Genomic DNA, 15,404 nt, shown 5'->3' on the forward strand with positions numbered 1-15,404 from the left:
GCTTGTTTCGCTTTCCAGTTCTTCGCTTTCGCGTTTCCCTTTCCGGCGAGTCCGACTCTATCAGATCCTTTCGGGCCTGATTCCCAGTCAGCGGGTTTCGCCATCCCGGCCGTTGGGCCGTTCCGACGAGTGAGACTTTAGCGGAATCCCCGGCCCCGACGCTAATCGGGTCACCTTCGAACGCCCATTCCTCATTTCGCACGTGCGCACATAAAAACGAAACGACAGATGTCGTTCGTTTCGAGTGGTTCCTGCGGAATGGCTGTCCGGGGACCGACCGGAGTCGGCGCTCACGTCGGACAACTCGGAGCACACTACGGACCAGGGACGGGCGTGTCAACTCCCCTCCTGCCACCTGCGTCGCGGAAGGCCAGCCTGTAGTCGCGCGGGCTGGTGGCCAGCTGTGCCGCGAAGTGCTGGCGCATCGTGATCTCGCTGCCGAAGCCCGCGCGGCGGGCGACCTCGGGGAGGGCCAAGTCGGTTCGCTCCAGCAGCTTCTGCGCGGCGGCGACGCGCTGTGTGATCAGCCAGCGCATCGGTGTCGTCCCTGTGGTGGCCTGGAAGTGCCGGGCGAAGGTACGAGGTGACATGCCGGCCAGGGCTGCGAGCCCGGCCACGGTGTGAGGCTCCGCCAGACGGGTCAGTGCGTGGGCCCGGACCTCGGCGAGCGCGTCCGCGTCCCGGTCGGCCCGGGGCGTGGGGTGTTCGATGAACTGTGCCTGGGTGCCCGTACGGAACGGTGCCGTCACCATCGAACGCGCGATCGTCGCCGCCGCTTCCGCCCCGTGGTTCGTCCGTACGAGGTGCAGGCAGAGGTCGATGCCCGCCGCGGTGCCGGCCGAGGTCCAGATGTTGTCCTCGTGGACGAAGAGCGCGTCCCGCACCACGCTCACCCGTGGGTGCCGCTCCGTGAGCAGCTCGGTGAGGTTCCAGTGGGTGACCGCCCTGCGGCCGTCCAGCAGTCCGGCCTGGGCGAGCGTGAAGGCGCCACCGCAGAGCGCGGCGATCGGCGTACCCCTGCCGTGGGAACGGCGCAGGGCTTCGAGCACCGGGGCCGGGGCCGGCGTGACGTGGTCGTCGAGTCCGGGGACGACGACCAGGTCCGCGCGGTCGAGCCACGCCAGTGCGCGGTCGGGAGCGAGGGACAGCCCGCCGCGCAGGGGGACCGGCTCCGGACCGTCGGCGGCGCGGCGCAGGTCGAAGGCCGGCACGCCCCGGTCGGTGCGGTCGACCCCCCACACCTCCGTGATGACGGAGACGTCGAAGGCGCGGATACCGGGAAAGGCGACCAGAGCGACGCGGGCGGGGCGGCCCGGGGGTGCGGTCATGGTGGCAGTAAAGCATCGGTCGATGACTTTCATACCTCTGGGAACGGACCGGCGCCGCGCGCAGAGTGATGGGTATGGAGATCACGGAGAACGCGGCGCTGGTCGTCGTCGATGTACAGCTGGGATTCGAGGACGAGGAGTACTGGGGTCCTCGCAACAATCCGGAGGCCGACCGGAACATCGCGGAACTGCTCGATGCCTGGCAGGCGAGCGGCCGGCCCGTCGTGTTCGTGCGGCACGACTCGCAGAAGCCTGACTCGCCGCTGCGGGTGGGGGGCCCTGGAAACGCCTTCAAGGGATACGTCGAGGAGCGGCGCGGGAAGGGCACGGGCCCCGAGCTGTTCCTGACGAAGTCGGTGAACTCCGCCTTCTACGGCACACCCGATCTGGACGCCTGGCTGCGTGAGGCCGGGGTGCGGCAGTTCGTGGTGGCGGGGATCCAGACCAACATGTGCGCGGAGACGACGGCGCGGATGGGCGGCAATCTGGGCTACGAGGTGTTCTTCGCCCTCGATGCCACCTACACGTTCGACGCGGCCGGTCCCTGGGGCTGGAAGCTGAGCGCCGACGAGCTGGCGCGGGCCACCGCCGTGACCTTGCACGGCGGCGGGTTCGCGAACGTGGTGCGCAGCGAGGAGCTGGTGGCCGCCGTGCGGTAGCGCGGGTCAGCCGTTGCCCGTGGCCGGCTCACGGCTGGCCACCGTGCGGTAGCGCGGGTCAGCCGTTGCCCGTGGCCAGCTCACGGCTGCGGTCGCGGGCCGCTTCGAGCGCGGCGATGAGGGCCGCCCGTACGCCGTGGTTCTCCAGCTCCCGGATCGCGCTGATGGTGGTGCCGGCCGGGCTGGTGACGGCCTCGCGGAGCTTCACCGGGTGTTCGCCGCTGTCCCGGAGCATGACCGCCGCGCCGATGGCGGCCTGGACGATCAGGTCGTGCGCCTGGGCGCGGGGCAGACCGAGCAGGATGCCCGCGTCGGTCATGGCCTCGACGAGGAAGTAGAAGTACGCGGGTCCCGAGCCGGAGAGTGCCGTGGCCGCGTCCTGCTGGGACTCCGGGACGCGGGCGGTCTTGCCGACGCCGCCGAAGATCTCCTCGGCGTGGTCGAGGTGCGCGGCGGTGGCGTGGCTGCCCGCCGAGATGACGGACATCCCCTCGTCCACCAGGACAGGGGTGTTCGGCATGACGCGTACGACCGGGGTTCCCTCGGTGAGCCTGTCCTCGATGAAACCGGTCGTGATGCCCGCGGCGGCGGTGATGACGAGGCGGTCGGCGGAGATGTGAGGGGCGAGCTCGTCGAGGAGCCTGCCCATGTCCTGGGGCTTGACCGCCAGGATGAGGATGTCGGCGTTCTTGGCGGCTTCCGCGTTGGTGACCGTCCGGACGCCGTAGCGGGCCCGGAGTTCCTCGGCGCGCTCGTGGCGGCGAGTGGTGACCAGCAGGTCGGCGGCCCGCCAGCCCGCCCGGATCATGCCGCTGAGCAGGGCCTCGCCGATCTTTCCTGTGCCGAGGACTGCGACTGTCTGGGTCATGCGGTTCATCCTCCGGGTGGCGGTGCTCGGTGCTGGTGGTGGCACCGCCATCCTCGCACCGCGCCCTCAGCCGGTGCGGCGCCGGAGGGTGGCCGCGCCCAGGCAGAGGACGAGCAGGGCGCAGCCCGCGACGATCAGGATGTCGCGGTAGAAGTCGGCGGTGATGTCGGTGTGGGTGAGGACCTGGTTCATCCCGTCGACGGCGTACGACATCGGCAGGACGTCGGAGACGGCCTCCAGGGCGGGATGCATCTGGTCGCGCGGGGTGAAGAGCCCGCACAGCAGCAGCTGCGGGAAGATCACCGCCGGCATGAACTGGACCGCCTGGAACTCGGAGGTGGCGAAGGCCGAGACGAACAGGCCGAGCGCCGTGCCGAGGAGGGCGTCGAGCAGGGCCACGACGAGCAGCAGCCAGGGGGAGCCGACGACGTCGAGGCCGAGGGCCCATACGGAGACGGCGGTCGCCAGGACCGACTGGAGGACCGCGACGGCGCCGAAGGCCAGTGCGTACCCGGCGATCAGGTCGCCCTTGCCGAGGGGCATGGCGAGGAGGCGTTCGAGGGTGCCCGAGGTGCGTTCGCGCAGGGTGGCGATCGAGGTCACCAGGAACATCGTGATCAGCGGGAAGATGCCGAGCAGCGAGGCGCCGATGGAGTCGAAGGTGCCCGGGCCGGAGTCGAAGACGTAGCGCAGCAGGGTGATCAGGAGGACCGGGAGGACCAGCAGCAGGGCGATGGTGCGGGGGTCGTGGCGGAGCTGGCGCAGGACGCGCGCGGCGGTGGCCAGGGTGCGTGCCGTGCTGAGTGCGGGGGCGGCGGTGCTCATCGGGTCGTCTCCTGGCGGGTGGCCGCGGCCTCGTCGACCAGGTGGAGGAACGCGTCTTCCACGGTGGCGGATCCGGTACGGGTGCGGAGGGCGTCGGGGGTGTCGTCGGCGAGGATCTCGCCGTCGCGCATGAGCAGCAGCCGGTGGCAGCGTTCGGCCTCGTCCATGACGTGCGAGGAGACGAGGACGGTGGTGCCCCGCTCGGTGGCGAGGCTGTGGAAGAGGTTCCACAGGTCGCGGCGCAGTACGGGGTCGAGGCCGACGGTCGGCTCGTCGAGCACCAGGAGTTCGGGGGTGCCGAGCAGGGCGACGGCGAGGGAGACGCGGCTGAGCTGACCGCCGGAGAGGTTGCCGGCGAGGGCCTCGGCGTGGCTCGCGAGGTCGACGTCACCGATGGCACGGGTGACGGCTTCCTCGCGTGCGGCGCGGTGCGCGCGGCCCGGCAGGAGCACGGCCGCGAAGTAGTCCAGGTTCTGCCGGACGGTCAGGTCGGTGTAGACCGAGGGCGCCTGGGTGACATAGCCGACGCGGTTGCGTACGGCCGCGTGGCCGGCCGGGCGGCCGAGGACGTGGAGGGTGCCCGTGACCTTGGCCTGGCTGCCGACGACCGCCCGCATGAGGGTCGATTTGCCGCAGCCGGACGGGCCGAGAAGACCGGTGATCCTGCCCGGCTCGACCGTGAAGTCGAGGCCGCGCAGGACCGTGCGGTCCCCTCGTACGACGGTGAGCGCGCGGGCCTCGACGGCGCTCGGGCCTGTCGCGCGCGAGGAATTCATCATGTGATGAATATTGATCCCGCCGCAGTGCGTCGTCAAGGGACGCGGCGGGCCGGGGCGGTCAGCGGATCAGTACCGCGACCTCCACCACGTAACGCTCCTCGACCTGGCCGTCGGGGAACACCGTGGCCAGGTGACGGCGCTCCTCGTCCAGGAACCGGCGGGTGGTCGCCTCGCCTTCGGCGCCCTGGACCAGGAACGCGGAGTGGCTGGAGAGGTTGGCGAGATGCGTGTCGACCGGCACCGTGCGCGACCACCGCAGCACTCGTTGCGCGAACTCCCCGCCGGGCAGCTGCCGTAGGTTTCGCGAGCCGGCGCCGCCGGGTGAGCCGTGGGCGCTGTCACCGGTGCCGAAGTGGAGGCGCAGCCGGGTGTCCTGCTCGGCTGTCCAGGGGGCGGAGTGGTCGGCGACGTTCCACCAGAGCGCCAGGGCGCCACCGGGTCGCAGGACGCGCAGGGCCTCGGGGAGCGAGCGGTCGGGGTCGGTCCAGTGCCAGGACTGGGCGTAGGTGATCAGGTCGGCCGACGCGCCGGCCAGCGGGAGGCGGTTGCCGTCACCCCGGACCACGGGGACGTCGGGCAGCGACCGCCGCAGCTCTCCGGCCATGCCGGGCCCCGGCTCGACGGCGGTGACGTGAGCGCCGCGGGCGCACAGGAGGCGGGTGGCGATGCCCGTCCCCGCGCCGACGTCGACGACACGGGAGCCGCGCAGGGGGCGGCCGGTCAGCTCCTCGACGGTGTCGAGCAGAGCGGGCGGGTATGCGGGGCGTGCGGCGGCGTACAGGGCGGCGGCACGATCGAACGAGAGGGCGCGGGGCGCTGAAGCGGGCATGGTTCATCGTGCCCGGGCCCCGGCGTGCGCGGGGCGCGATCGCGCCCGGTTCTAGCGGCGTCCGGGGCGCTTGCCCTTGGCGCTCTTGCGGGCCGCCGGGTTCCCGGTGCGGGAGGAGCGGCGCTTCGCGTACTGGGCGAGGGCCGTCTCGTACTCCGTACGCCGCAGCTTCTCGCCCGGCGCCTCGGTGAAGGAGCGGAAGAAGTAGGCGAGCAGCGAGCCGATGAAGCCGATCGACTTCAGGCCGCGCAGCCTGTCCTCGTGGGAGGGATCGGCCGGGCGGCGGGTGAAGCCCTCCCAGGTCCTGCGGAAGGCGATGGCGCTGCACACCGCGAACATCAGCACCACGAGCAGACCGACGAAGCTGCCGACCTCGGCGATCTCCAGCCCTTGGTAGGCGAAGCGCAGGACGAAGCACGAGGCGACGGCCGCCAGGAGGGAGCCGGCGGTGACCGCCACGCGCCGCAGCCCGTACCCGCCGTCGTGGTCGACCCAGGTCGTACCGAAGAAACGGAGAGGTTCGGGCTGCGGCCCCGGTGTGGTGGCGCCGGGCGCCGTGCTGCCGGAGGGCGTGCCGGATGCTTCGCTGTTCTCGCTCACGGGATCGATTATCCCTGGGCGGGCACCGGCTCCGTCAGTCGCAGCGCGGAGCGACGTAGCCGTCACTGCCCGTGCGGACGTAGGCGTCGGACACGAACTGGCCGTTGGCGATGTTGTCCCAGAGGTTCGACGTGCCGTAAGGACCGGAGATCCACTCCCCCGGCATCTGGCAGTAGACCGGGACGCTCATCCCGTACGGCAGTGTCCGGACGATCCCGTACTGCGTGCCCGGCCCCCTGCGCACGTTGACGCGGTAGCCGGGCGCGATGGGATATACGACGGTCGCCGCGGCGAGCGTCGCCACCCCCTCCGCGGCCGTCTCCGCGACCTCCGTGGCCGCGGTCGCGACATCCGTGGTGACGTTCTCCTCAACACCCATGCGGGCCTCCCCCGTTGAAAGCGATGCGTGTGACGCGCAGGCTAACAAGCCCCGCGCTCCTCGCACGCACCATCGACTAGGCTCCGTGCGTCGCGCTTGCGGTCGAACACACGGGGGTGGGCGATGCCGCCGCTGCGAGGGACCGGATCACATCCGGAAGCGGAGCATCCTGAGTACGCCGGGCGGTACCGGCTCGAGGCATGCCTCGGGGCGGGCGGCATGGGTGTCGTACACCTGGCACGCTCCCCGTCCGGGCTGCAGCTCGCGGTCAAGGTGGTGCACCGCCAGCACGCGGCGGACCCTGAGTTCAGGGCGCGTTTCCGGCAGGAGGTCGCGGCTGCCCGGCGGGTCAGCGGGGCGTTCACCGCGCCGGTCGTGGACGCGGACCCGACGGCCGCGCTGCCCTGGATGGCCACCCTCTACGTGCCGGGCCCGACCCTCTCGGCGCAGGTGAAGCGGAACGGGCCGATGAGCCCGGCCGAACTGCGCAGGCTGACGGCGGGACTCGCCGAGGCCCTGCGCGACATCCACCGGGCCGGGGTCATCCACCGGGATCTCAAGCCGAGCAACGTGCTGCTCCCCGACTCCGGGCCCAAGGTCATCGACTTCGGGATATCCCGGCCCTACGACAGCGATGTGCGTACGGAGACCGGCAAGCTGATCGGCTCTCCGCCGTACATGGCACCCGAGCAGTTCCAGCGGCCTCGCGAGGTGGGTCCGGCCGCCGACGTGTTCGCGCTCGGGGCGGTGCTGGTCCACGCGGCGACGGGCCGGGGGCCCTTCGACTCGGACAGTCCCTACCTCGTGGCCTACCAGGTGGTGCACGACGAGGCGGACCTGGCCGGAGTGCCGGAGGATCTCTCGCCGCTGGTCGGGCGCTGCCTGGCGAAGGATCCCGCAGAACGTCCCACCCCGGACGAGATCATGGCCGCGCTGCACCCTCCTTCGTACGAGGCGGCGGCCTTCATCCCGGTGCAGCGCAAGCCGCTCGCCGTCGAGCGCGGGGAGGCGGCGTCCCGGGAGGGCGTCTCCCCGGAGGCCGCGGAGACGACCACGCACGTCCGGGCGGCGAACGGGCCTGCGTCCCGCTCGGACGCGAGGACCGGCCGGCGCGCACGGCGCCGGCTCGCGGTCGCCGCCGCGCTGTCGGTCCTGGTGGCCGCGGGCGTCTGGGCGGCGGCTTCGAGCTCCGGGACGCCGGAGGCGGAGGGGCCGGGCAGCGGGACGGAACGTCCGGCCGCCTTCGTGCCGTGGCAGACGCCGCTGCGGTCCCAGGAGGGCTCCACCCCGGCGTGCGCCCCCGCCGGTTCCTCGCTGTACTGCGTCTCGGCAGGGTCCGGCGCCGCTGCTCTGGATCCGGCGCACGGGCGGGTGCTCTGGTCGCACACCGAACCCCCTTCTGGGCAGTCCGGTCCGGCGTCGGGGGGTGTGAGGCCCGGCGGCACGGTGGCAGGGAACGTGGCCTACACCGTCGTGCCGGGCGAGGTACTGCGCGCGTACGCCACGGCCACGGGCACGGAGCTCTGGCACAAGGACCTCTCCGCGTACCTCGACACCCCGTTCCCTGCGGGAGGCCTGCTGCTGACGGCCCGGCAGGACGGTACTCTCCAGGCGCTCGACGCGGGTACCGGCGTGACCCGCTGGCGGCACGGCGTCCCGGGGCACCGGGCCCCGGCCTACGCGCTGTACGAGGACGGGACCGGGGTCGCGTACGTCTTCGAGAACTCGGCGCAGGGCACCACCACCCTGGTCACGGCGATCGAGGCGAGGACCGGGGACACGGTCTGGCAGCGCGAGCTGGACGGGCTCCTCACCCCGGTCGGCACCTCGGGCGGGGCGCTCCTGCTGACGGCCATGAACGAGAAGGCCCAGACGACCGGTCTCGTCCGCTACGACCCCGCCCGCCGCGAGGCGACCCGGGTGCGGCTGCCCTTCCGGATGAACGCCCCGGAGACCGTGGTGGACGGGGACACCGCCCTGCTGCTGGAGCGCGGCGGAACCCTGCTGGCCGTCGACGTCCGCCCGGGCGCCGCGCGCCCCGAGCGGTGGCGGCTGGAGACGGCCGTCGGGACGACCTCGGCACCCGTGCTCGGCGCGGGCGGCCGGCTGTACTTCTCGGCGGCCGACGGGCGGCTGCTCGCCGTCGACACGGAGCACGGGACGCTGCTGGGCCAGACCCGGCCGAGGCTCAGGGCGGGGAAGCTCAGCCATGCCTCGTCGCTGCCCGCCCCCGTCGTCCTCGGCGGAAGCGTCGTCGGGACCGCCCCGGACGGGTCCGTCTTCGCGGTGGACGCGAACGACCCCGCCGCCTGGTGAGACCAGGGGCGGGGCCGGACGGAACCTCTGCGGGTCAGCCGAGCTTGGAGACGTCGCGGACGGCGCCCTTGTCCGCGCTGGTCGCCATCGCCGCGTACGCGCGCAGCGCCTGGGAGACCTTGCGGTCGCGGTTCTTCGGCGCGTACACGCCGTTCAGCGCCTCGCGCCGGGTGGCCAGCTCCGCGTCGGGGACGAGGAGCTCGATGGAGCGGTTCGGGATGTCGATCCGGATCCGGTCACCGTCCTCGACCAGCGCGATCGTGCCGCCGGACGCCGCCTCGGGCGAGGCGTGCCCGATGGAGAGGCCCGACGTGCCGCCGGAGAACCGGCCGTCCGTGACGAGCGCGCAGGTCTTGCCGAGGCCCCGGCCCTTGAGGAACGACGTCGGGTAGAGCATCTCCTGCATGCCGGGGCCGCCCTTGGGGCCCTCGTAGCGGATGACGATGACATCGCCGTCCTTGATCTCCTTGCGGAGGATCTTGTCGACCGCGTCCTCCTGGGACTCGCAGACCACGGCCGGGCCCTCGAAGGTCCAGATCGACTCGTCGACGCCGGCCGTCTTCACCACGCAGCCGTCCACGGCGAGGTTGCCCTTGAGGACCGCCAGGCCGCCGTCCTTCGAGTAGGCGTGCTCCATGTCGCGGATGCAGCCTCCGGCCGCGTCCGTGTCGAGGCTGTCCCAGCGCTCGGACTGCGAGAAGGCGGTCGCGCTGCGGACGCAGCCCGGAGCGGCGTACCAGAGCTCGACGGCCTCGGGGGACGGGGAGCCGCCACGGACGTCCCAGTTCTTCAGCCACTCGTCGAGGCTGCCGGAGTGGACCGCGTGCACGCCTTCGTTGAGCAGCCCGCCGCGGCGCAGCTCGCCGAGCAGCGCGGGGATGCCGCCGGCCCGGTGCACGTCCTCCATGTAGTACGTCCCGCCGGGCGCCACGTTGGGGGCGACCTTCGCGAGGCAGGGGACCCGCCGGGAGATCTCGTCCATCTCCGGGAGGCCGAAGTCGAGCCCGGCCTCCTGGGCGGCGGCCAGCAGGTGGAGGATCGTGTTGGTGGAACCGCCCATCGCGATGTCGAGGGCCATGGCGTTCTCGAACGCCTCGCGGCCGGCGATGCTGCGGGGCAGGACGGAGTGGTCGTCCTCCTCGTAGTGGCGCTTGGTGATCTCGACGATCGTGCGGCCGGCGTTCTCGTACAGCGCCTTGCGGGCGGTGTGGGTGGCGAGGACCGAGCCGTTGCCGGGAAGGGCCAGGCCGATCGCCTCGGCGAGACAGTTCATCGAGTTGGCGGTGAACATGCCCGAACAGCTGCCGCACGTCGGGCAGGCGTTCTCCTCGATGCGGAGGATGTCCGCGTCGGAGATCTTGTCGTTGACCGCGTCCGAGATCGCGTCGACGAGGTCGAGGGTGCGGACCGTGCCGTCGACGAGTGTGGTCTTGCCGGCTTCCATCGGGCCGCCGGAGACGAACACCACGGGGATGTTGAGGCGCAGCGCGGCCATCAGCATGCCGGGGGTGATCTTGTCGCAGTTGGAGATGCAGATCAGGGCGTCGGCGCAGTGGGCCTCGACCATGTACTCCACGCTGTCCGCGATGAGGTCGCGGGAGGGCAGGCTGTAGAGCATGCCGCCGTGGCCCATGGCGATGCCGTCGTCCACCGCGATGGTGTTGAACTCGCGGGGCACCGCGCCCGCCGCCTTGATCGCCTCGGAGACGATCCGGCCGACGGGGGCGAGGTGGGTGTGACCGGGCACGAACTCCGTGAAGGAGTTGGCCACCGCGATGATCGGCTTGCCGATGTCCTCGCTCGCTACCCCGGACGCACGCATAAGGGCGCGCGCGCCCGCCATGTTGCGGCCGTGTGTGACAGTGCGGGACCTCAGCTGGGGCATCGTCTCTCGCTCCTTCGACAGAAAAGACTGCTCCCGAGGTTACGCCTCCGGTGCCAAGATCTGGACACACTGTCCGTAATGCGGGATACGGAACTCAACGGGCGGACAGGGACGCCGCCTTCCCGGCCGCCGCGCCTGCGGGCCGCCGCGTGTCACACCGCGGGCAGCGCCTGGAGCCGTCCGCCGTGCAGCGCGGCCAGCCGCTTGCCGCCAGCGACCACGTACCACTGCTCCAGCGAGCCCTTGCCGTCGTTGTAGGTCCAGCGCAGCTTCCCGTCGCGCGCGTCGTAGGCCTGGACGCCGCCGTCCTCGTCGAACTCCGTCGCTCCGTAGAGCGTGTCCCCGACCTTGGCGAACTGGAGCGGGACCGAGACGTCGAGCAGGTCGGTATTGTGCCACCGCTGCTTGCCGGTGGACGGGTCGACGGCCCACAGGGCGTGGGCGCTGTCCGAGGCGTAGAGCACCCCGTCGAGGATGCTCGGGCCGTTGAAGGAGGAGAACTCCTCGGTCTTCAGCGCCCAGCGCTCGCTGCCGTCCTCCACGGAGAAGGCACGGAGGTGCCGGCCGTCGGCGACGTACACCACCCCCTCCTGCACGGCGATGCGCTCGAAGTTGGAGCTGCTGATCTTCTTCGTCCACAGCTGGCGGCCCGTCGCCGCGTCCCGGACCGTGAGGTTCTTGCGGTGGTCCGTGTAGACGAGCCGGCCGTCCTGCACCACGGAGGTGATGCCGGACTCCTCGGTCCCCGCGTCCCTGCGCTCGGTCCAGACGGCCTTGCCGGTGCGCAGGTCGATGGCGGCTATCACGTTGTGCTGGGAACTGAGGTCCTTCTCCAGGATCCCCGCGATCACGTACACGTGGTCCTCGTCGGCGCCGACGGGCCGGGGCTGGGCGTACCGCCCGTCCAGGCGGCTGCGCCAGGTCTCCTTGCCCGTGGCCGGGTCCAGGCCCACGAGGTCACCGTCGTACGTGCCGCTGGCGAGGTAGAGCGTGCCACCGCTGATGATCAGCCGCGCGCCGGGCTGGGCGGCCTCCTTCAGCGACCAGAGCTCCTCACCGGTGGCGATGTCCCGGCCCACCAGGGGATCACCGGCCACCAGCACCACGTTCCCGGCGACGGCGAGCACCTCCTGGTTGCCGAGGGTCGTCGCCTTGGCGGGGTGCTGCCACAGGGCACGCGGCGCGGTCCCGGCGGGCGGTGTCGTGAACGCGTCCCCGCCCGCGGCTCCGCCACCGGGCTTCGAGGCCCCGGCTCCCCCGGCGGGGTCCGTCTCCTCCGGGCCGCAGGCCGTCGTCAGCGCCCCGGTCAGCACGAGGCCGAGCCCGGCCCCGGCCATCCGCAGCAGGTTGCGACGGGGCAGGGCGGAGGACCTGGTGCCCTGCGCCTGCCGATCCTGGCTGTTCGCGTTCCGAGTCGTCATGATCCCGCTCCCCCATTGTTGTCATTCGCGACGTACGGCCGCGGTGCACGGACTTCGCACAGCCAACCATCAGGATCCGGACAGGTCAGCACCTGATACCGATCCGCGACAACGCTGTGAAGCCCCCGGCACAGCCGTCACAGGAGCAAAACCGGGGAAGGTCAGCGGTCCGCGAGGTACCGCTGGAGCGTGGGGGCCACCATGGCCACGATCTTCTCCGGTTCCGCGGACGCCAGCGGCTCCGCCTTGATCACGTACCGGAGGACCGCGATGCCGACCATGTGCGAGGCCGCGAGCTCGGCGCGGAAGGTGGGGTCGGGCACGTCGAGCTCCGCCGCGATCCGCTCCAGCAACCGCCGGAGCACGAAGCCGCGCAGTACCCTCGCCGCCGCCTCGTGGGTGAGCGCGGAGCGGAGTGTCGCCAGCATCGGGGCCCGCGACACCGGGTTCTCCCACACGCCGATGAAGTAACGGGCCAGCCGCTCCCCCAGATCCTTCTCGGGACCTTCGAGGATCGTGGGGAGGACGAGCGCCGGCTCGAAGGAGACCTCCACGGCGGCGGCGAACACGTCGTCCTTCGTACCGAAGTAGTGGTGGACCAGGGCGGCGTCGACGCCGGCCGCCTTGGCGATGCCCCGGATCGACGTCTTGTCGTAGCCGCGTTCGGCGAACTCGGTGCGGGCCGCCTCCAGGATCCGGGTCCTGGCGTCGGGGCCGGTGGCGTGCGCCGTCCGCGGGGGACGCCCCCTGCGCCGGGGGGCGGGGCCGTCGGTGCCGGGGGTCACTGGCCGGGCGTCCGCGCCGACGAGGCGAGGTGGAGCCGGGTGAAGGCGAGCGCCTCCGCGAGGTCGGCCTCACGTTCGGCCGACGACATGGCGCGCCGGGTGTTGACCTCGATGACCACATGTCCGTCGAAGGAACTACGGGCCAGCCTCTCCAGCAGCTCCGCGCACGGCTGGTCGCCCCTGCCGGGCACCAGGTGCTCGTCCTTGCCCGAGCCCTTGCCGTCGGCGAGGTGGACGTGGGCGAGCCGGTCGCCCATCCGGTCCACCATGGCCAGACTGTCGGTGCGCGCGGTCGAGGTGTGCGAGAGGTCGACGGTGAAGTGCCGGTAGTCGTCGTTGCTGACGTCCCAGGCGGGGGCGTAGGCGAGCATCTCGCGGTCCCGGTAGCGCCACGGGTACATGTTCTCCACCGCGAAGCGCACATCCGTCTCGTCCGCCATGCGCCAGATGCCGCTCACGAAGTCGCGGGCGTAGTTGCGCTGCCAACGGAACGGCGGATGGACGACCACCGTCGACGCGCCGAGCTTCTCGGCTGCGGCCCTGGCCCGCTGGAGTTTCACCCACGGGTCGGTGGACCAGACCCGCTGGGTGATCAGCAGACAGGGCGCGTGCACGGCGAGGATCGGGACCTGGTGGTAGTCGGACAGCCGCTGCAGCGCCTCGATGTCCTGACTCACGGGGTCGGTCCACACCATGACCTCGACACCGTCGTAGCCCAGGCGCGCGGCGATCTCGAAGGCCGTCGCCGTCGACTCCGGATAGACCGAGGCCGTCGACAGGGCGACCTTCGCATCCGGGATGCGCACCACTGGTTCTGCCACGTGGACAGGGTACGGGCAGCGGTACGCCTCGCCGAGGGACCCCGGCTGAAAGTGAGCAGGACCATGACCCGCTCCGGACGGTCAGGCGAGCGCCGAGTGAGCCGCCGGCAGGTGGTCCAGACGGCGCAGGATGACCCCTTCGCGCAGCGCCCAGGGGCAGATCTCCAGCTCCTCCACGCCGAACAGGTCCATCGCCCCCTCGGCCACCAGCGCCCCCGCGAGCAGTTGCGCGGCCCGTCCGGGGGTGACCCCGGGAAGCCCGCCCCGCCGCTCCACGGTCATCACCGACAGCTTCGGCACCCACTCCTCCAGGGCCTTGCGGGTGAGAACGCGCTGTACGTACAGGCCCTCGGCCGAGCGGGCGGCGCCCGAGATCCTGGCCAGTTGCCGGAAGGTCTTGGAGGTCCCGACGACGCGATCGGGCGGGCCCAGCCTGGTGAAGTCGCCGACCGTACGGGCGATGCCGGCGCGGACGTGGCGGCGCAGCGCCCGTACGTCGGCCGGGTCCGGCGGGTCGCCCGGCAGCCAGGCGGCGGTGAGGCGGCCCGCCCCGAACGGCAGCGAGACGGCGGCGTCCGGCTCCTCGTCCATGCCGTACCCGACCTCCAGCGAGCCGCCGCCGATGTCGAGGACCAGCAGCTTTCCCGCGGACCAGCCGAACCACCGGCGGGCGGCCAGGAAGGTCAGCCGGGCCTCGTCCTCGCCGCTGAGGACGGCGAGGGCGACGCCGGTCTCGTCCCGCACCCGGGTCAGCACCTCGTCCGCGTTGCTCGCCTCACGCACGGCTGACGTGGCGAACGCCAGCACGTCCTCGCAGCCCTTGTCCTCGGCAGCCTGGAGCGCGTCGGCGACCGTCGTCACCAGGCGCTCCACGCCTTCGGGGCCGATGGCACCGTCCCGGTCGAGCAGTTCGGCCAGCCGCAGCTCCGCCTTGTGCGAGTGTGCGGGCAGCGGGCGGGCGCCGGGGTGCGCGTCGACCACCAGAAGGTGCACCGTGTTCGACCCCACGTCGAGGACTCCGAGTCTCATACGCGCACGCTACTGCGGCTTACTCTGGGCGCGTGCCAAAGACGAAAAAGGCGAAGCCGGACAAAGCCACGAAGAAGCAGCGGAAAGCGAAGCAGGAGATGCAGCAGCCGGAAGCAACGGGGCCGGGCGGGCCCGACGAGAAGGGGCTCGACTTCGCGCGGGCCTGGGTCGAGTTCCCCGACCCCACCGATGACGAGCAGGTCTACCGCTGCGATCTGACCTGGCTCACCTCCAGGTGGTCCTGCATCTTCGGCAGCGGCTGCCAGGGCATCCAGGCGGGTCGCGCGGACGACGGCTGCTGCACGCTGGGCGCCCACTTCTCGGACGAGGACGACGAGAAGCGGGTGGCCGGCCACGTGGCACGGCTCACTCCGGAGCTCTGGCAGTTCCACGACGTCGGCACGAAGACGGGCTGGGTGGGCGTCGACGAGGACGGCGAACGCCAGACGCGGCGCTGGGAGGGTTCCTGCATCTTCCAGAACCGGCCCGGCTTCGCGGGCGGCGCGGGATGCTCGCTGCACATCCTGGCTCTGCGGGAGGGCAAGGAGCCGCTGGAGACCAAGCCCGACGTCTGCTGGCAGCTGCCGGTCCGCCGGACCTACGACTGGATCGACCGGCCGGACGACACCCGCGTGCTCCAGATCTCCATCGGGGAGTACGACCGGCGGGGCTGGGGCCCCGGCGGGCACGACCTGCACTGGTGGTGCACCTCCGCGACCTCGGCGCACGGGGCCGGGGAGCCGGTCTACATCTCCTACCGGCCCGAGCTCACCGAGATGATGGGCAAGGAGGCCTACGACCGGCTGGCCGAGCTGTGCGAGCAGCGGCTGGCGTCGCTGCTGCCGATGGCGCCGCATCCGGCGGACCCCGCCGCCTGAGC

General features: G+C 71.9%; 15 protein-coding genes. 3 read left to right on the forward strand and 12 right to left on the reverse strand.

Going from position 1 to position 15,404, the window contains the following annotated elements; translation table 11 throughout:
- Window positions 1-314 precede the first annotated feature (314 nt).
- On the reverse strand, window positions 315-1,328 hold the full coding sequence (locus ACFYQ6_RS30515; RefSeq protein ID WP_388766046.1) for a GlxA family transcriptional regulator: 1,014 nt from the start codon (window positions 1,326-1,328) through the stop codon (window positions 315-317).
- A gap of 74 nt (window positions 1,329-1,402) precedes the next feature.
- Here ACFYQ6_RS30515 and ACFYQ6_RS30520 point away from each other — a divergent pair, with 74 nt between their 5' ends.
- The gene (locus ACFYQ6_RS30520) at window positions 1,403-1,987 is read left to right on the forward strand and encodes a cysteine hydrolase family protein (RefSeq protein ID WP_388766048.1); all 585 of its coding nucleotides are present in this window, start codon (window positions 1,403-1,405) and stop codon (window positions 1,985-1,987) included.
- 58 nt (window positions 1,988-2,045) lie between these two features.
- On the opposite strand, the gene proC is transcribed toward ACFYQ6_RS30520, so the two are convergent.
- Genes proC through ACFYQ6_RS30550 form a run of 6 tightly spaced genes read right to left on the reverse strand, consistent with a single transcriptional unit; the run spans window position 2,046 to window position 6,267 of the window.
- Window positions 2,046-2,864 (reverse strand): pyrroline-5-carboxylate reductase, encoded by an 819-nt coding sequence (proC, locus tag ACFYQ6_RS30525; RefSeq protein ID WP_361585385.1) that lies wholly within the window; start codon window positions 2,862-2,864, stop codon window positions 2,046-2,048.
- 57 nt (window positions 2,865-2,921) lie between these two features.
- Entirely contained in the window at window positions 2,922-3,680 is a 759-nt protein-coding gene (locus ACFYQ6_RS30530) for an ABC transporter permease (RefSeq protein WP_361585388.1), read from the reverse strand.
- Complete coding sequence (locus ACFYQ6_RS30535) at window positions 3,677-4,459, reverse strand: ABC transporter ATP-binding protein (protein ID WP_388766051.1); 783 nt, start codon at window positions 4,457-4,459, stop codon at window positions 3,677-3,679. Before ACFYQ6_RS30535 ends, ACFYQ6_RS30530 begins: the two co-directional genes overlap by 4 nt.
- Before the next feature lie 58 nt (window positions 4,460-4,517).
- Complete coding sequence (locus ACFYQ6_RS30540; protein ID WP_388766053.1) at window positions 4,518-5,288, reverse strand: class I SAM-dependent methyltransferase; 771 nt, start codon at window positions 5,286-5,288, stop codon at window positions 4,518-4,520.
- A 51-nt stretch (window positions 5,289-5,339) separates the two neighbouring features.
- Entirely contained in the window at window positions 5,340-5,888 is a 549-nt protein-coding gene (locus ACFYQ6_RS30545) for a hypothetical protein (RefSeq protein ID WP_361585396.1), read from the reverse strand.
- Window positions 5,889-5,922: 34 nt separating this feature from the next.
- Window positions 5,923-6,267, reverse strand: a complete 345-nt coding sequence (locus ACFYQ6_RS30550) for an SH3 domain-containing protein (protein ID WP_361585399.1) — start codon at window positions 6,265-6,267, stop codon at window positions 5,923-5,925.
- Window positions 6,268-6,390: 123 nt separating this feature from the next.
- On the opposite strand from ACFYQ6_RS30550, the gene ACFYQ6_RS30555 reads away from it, so the two are divergent.
- Complete coding sequence (locus ACFYQ6_RS30555) at window positions 6,391-8,583, forward strand: PQQ-binding-like beta-propeller repeat protein (RefSeq protein WP_388766261.1); 2,193 nt, start codon at window positions 6,391-6,393, stop codon at window positions 8,581-8,583.
- Window positions 8,584-8,617: 34 nt separating this feature from the next.
- Here ACFYQ6_RS30555 and ilvD read toward each other — a convergent pair whose 3' ends face one another.
- The 5 genes from ilvD to ACFYQ6_RS30580 all read right to left on the reverse strand — a co-directional run bounded on the left by ilvD (window position 8,618) and on the right by ACFYQ6_RS30580 (window position 14,524).
- Window positions 8,618-10,468, reverse strand: coding sequence for a dihydroxy-acid dehydratase (gene ilvD, locus ACFYQ6_RS30560; protein WP_361585405.1), 1,851 nt, complete (start codon window positions 10,466-10,468; stop codon window positions 8,618-8,620).
- A 152-nt stretch (window positions 10,469-10,620) separates the two neighbouring features.
- The gene (locus tag ACFYQ6_RS30565; RefSeq protein ID WP_388766056.1) at window positions 10,621-11,889 is read right to left on the reverse strand and encodes a PQQ-binding-like beta-propeller repeat protein; all 1,269 of its coding nucleotides are present in this window, start codon (window positions 11,887-11,889) and stop codon (window positions 10,621-10,623) included.
- Window positions 11,890-12,050: 161 nt separating this feature from the next.
- A complete protein-coding gene (locus ACFYQ6_RS30570) occupies window positions 12,051-12,674 on the reverse strand; it encodes a TetR family transcriptional regulator (protein WP_361585408.1) in 624 nt (207 codons plus the stop codon).
- A complete protein-coding gene (locus tag ACFYQ6_RS30575) occupies window positions 12,671-13,480 on the reverse strand; it encodes a sugar phosphate isomerase/epimerase family protein (RefSeq protein WP_388766263.1) in 810 nt (269 codons plus the stop codon). The genes ACFYQ6_RS30570 and ACFYQ6_RS30575 overlap by 4 nt, the downstream gene beginning before the upstream one ends.
- A gap of 96 nt (window positions 13,481-13,576) precedes the next feature.
- Entirely contained in the window at window positions 13,577-14,524 is a 948-nt protein-coding gene (locus ACFYQ6_RS30580) for a Ppx/GppA phosphatase family protein (RefSeq protein ID WP_361585413.1), read from the reverse strand.
- Window positions 14,525-14,556: 32 nt separating this feature from the next.
- On the opposite strand from ACFYQ6_RS30580, the gene ACFYQ6_RS30585 reads away from it, so the two are divergent.
- Window positions 14,557-15,402, forward strand: coding sequence for a hypothetical protein (locus ACFYQ6_RS30585; RefSeq protein ID WP_388766058.1), 846 nt, complete (start codon window positions 14,557-14,559; stop codon window positions 15,400-15,402).
- The last annotated feature ends 2 nt before the right edge of the window (window positions 15,403-15,404 follow it).

The organism is Streptomyces sp. NPDC005494, assembly GCF_042872025.1.
In the GTDB taxonomy this organism is placed as follows: domain Bacteria; phylum Actinomycetota; class Actinomycetes; order Streptomycetales; family Streptomycetaceae; genus Streptomyces.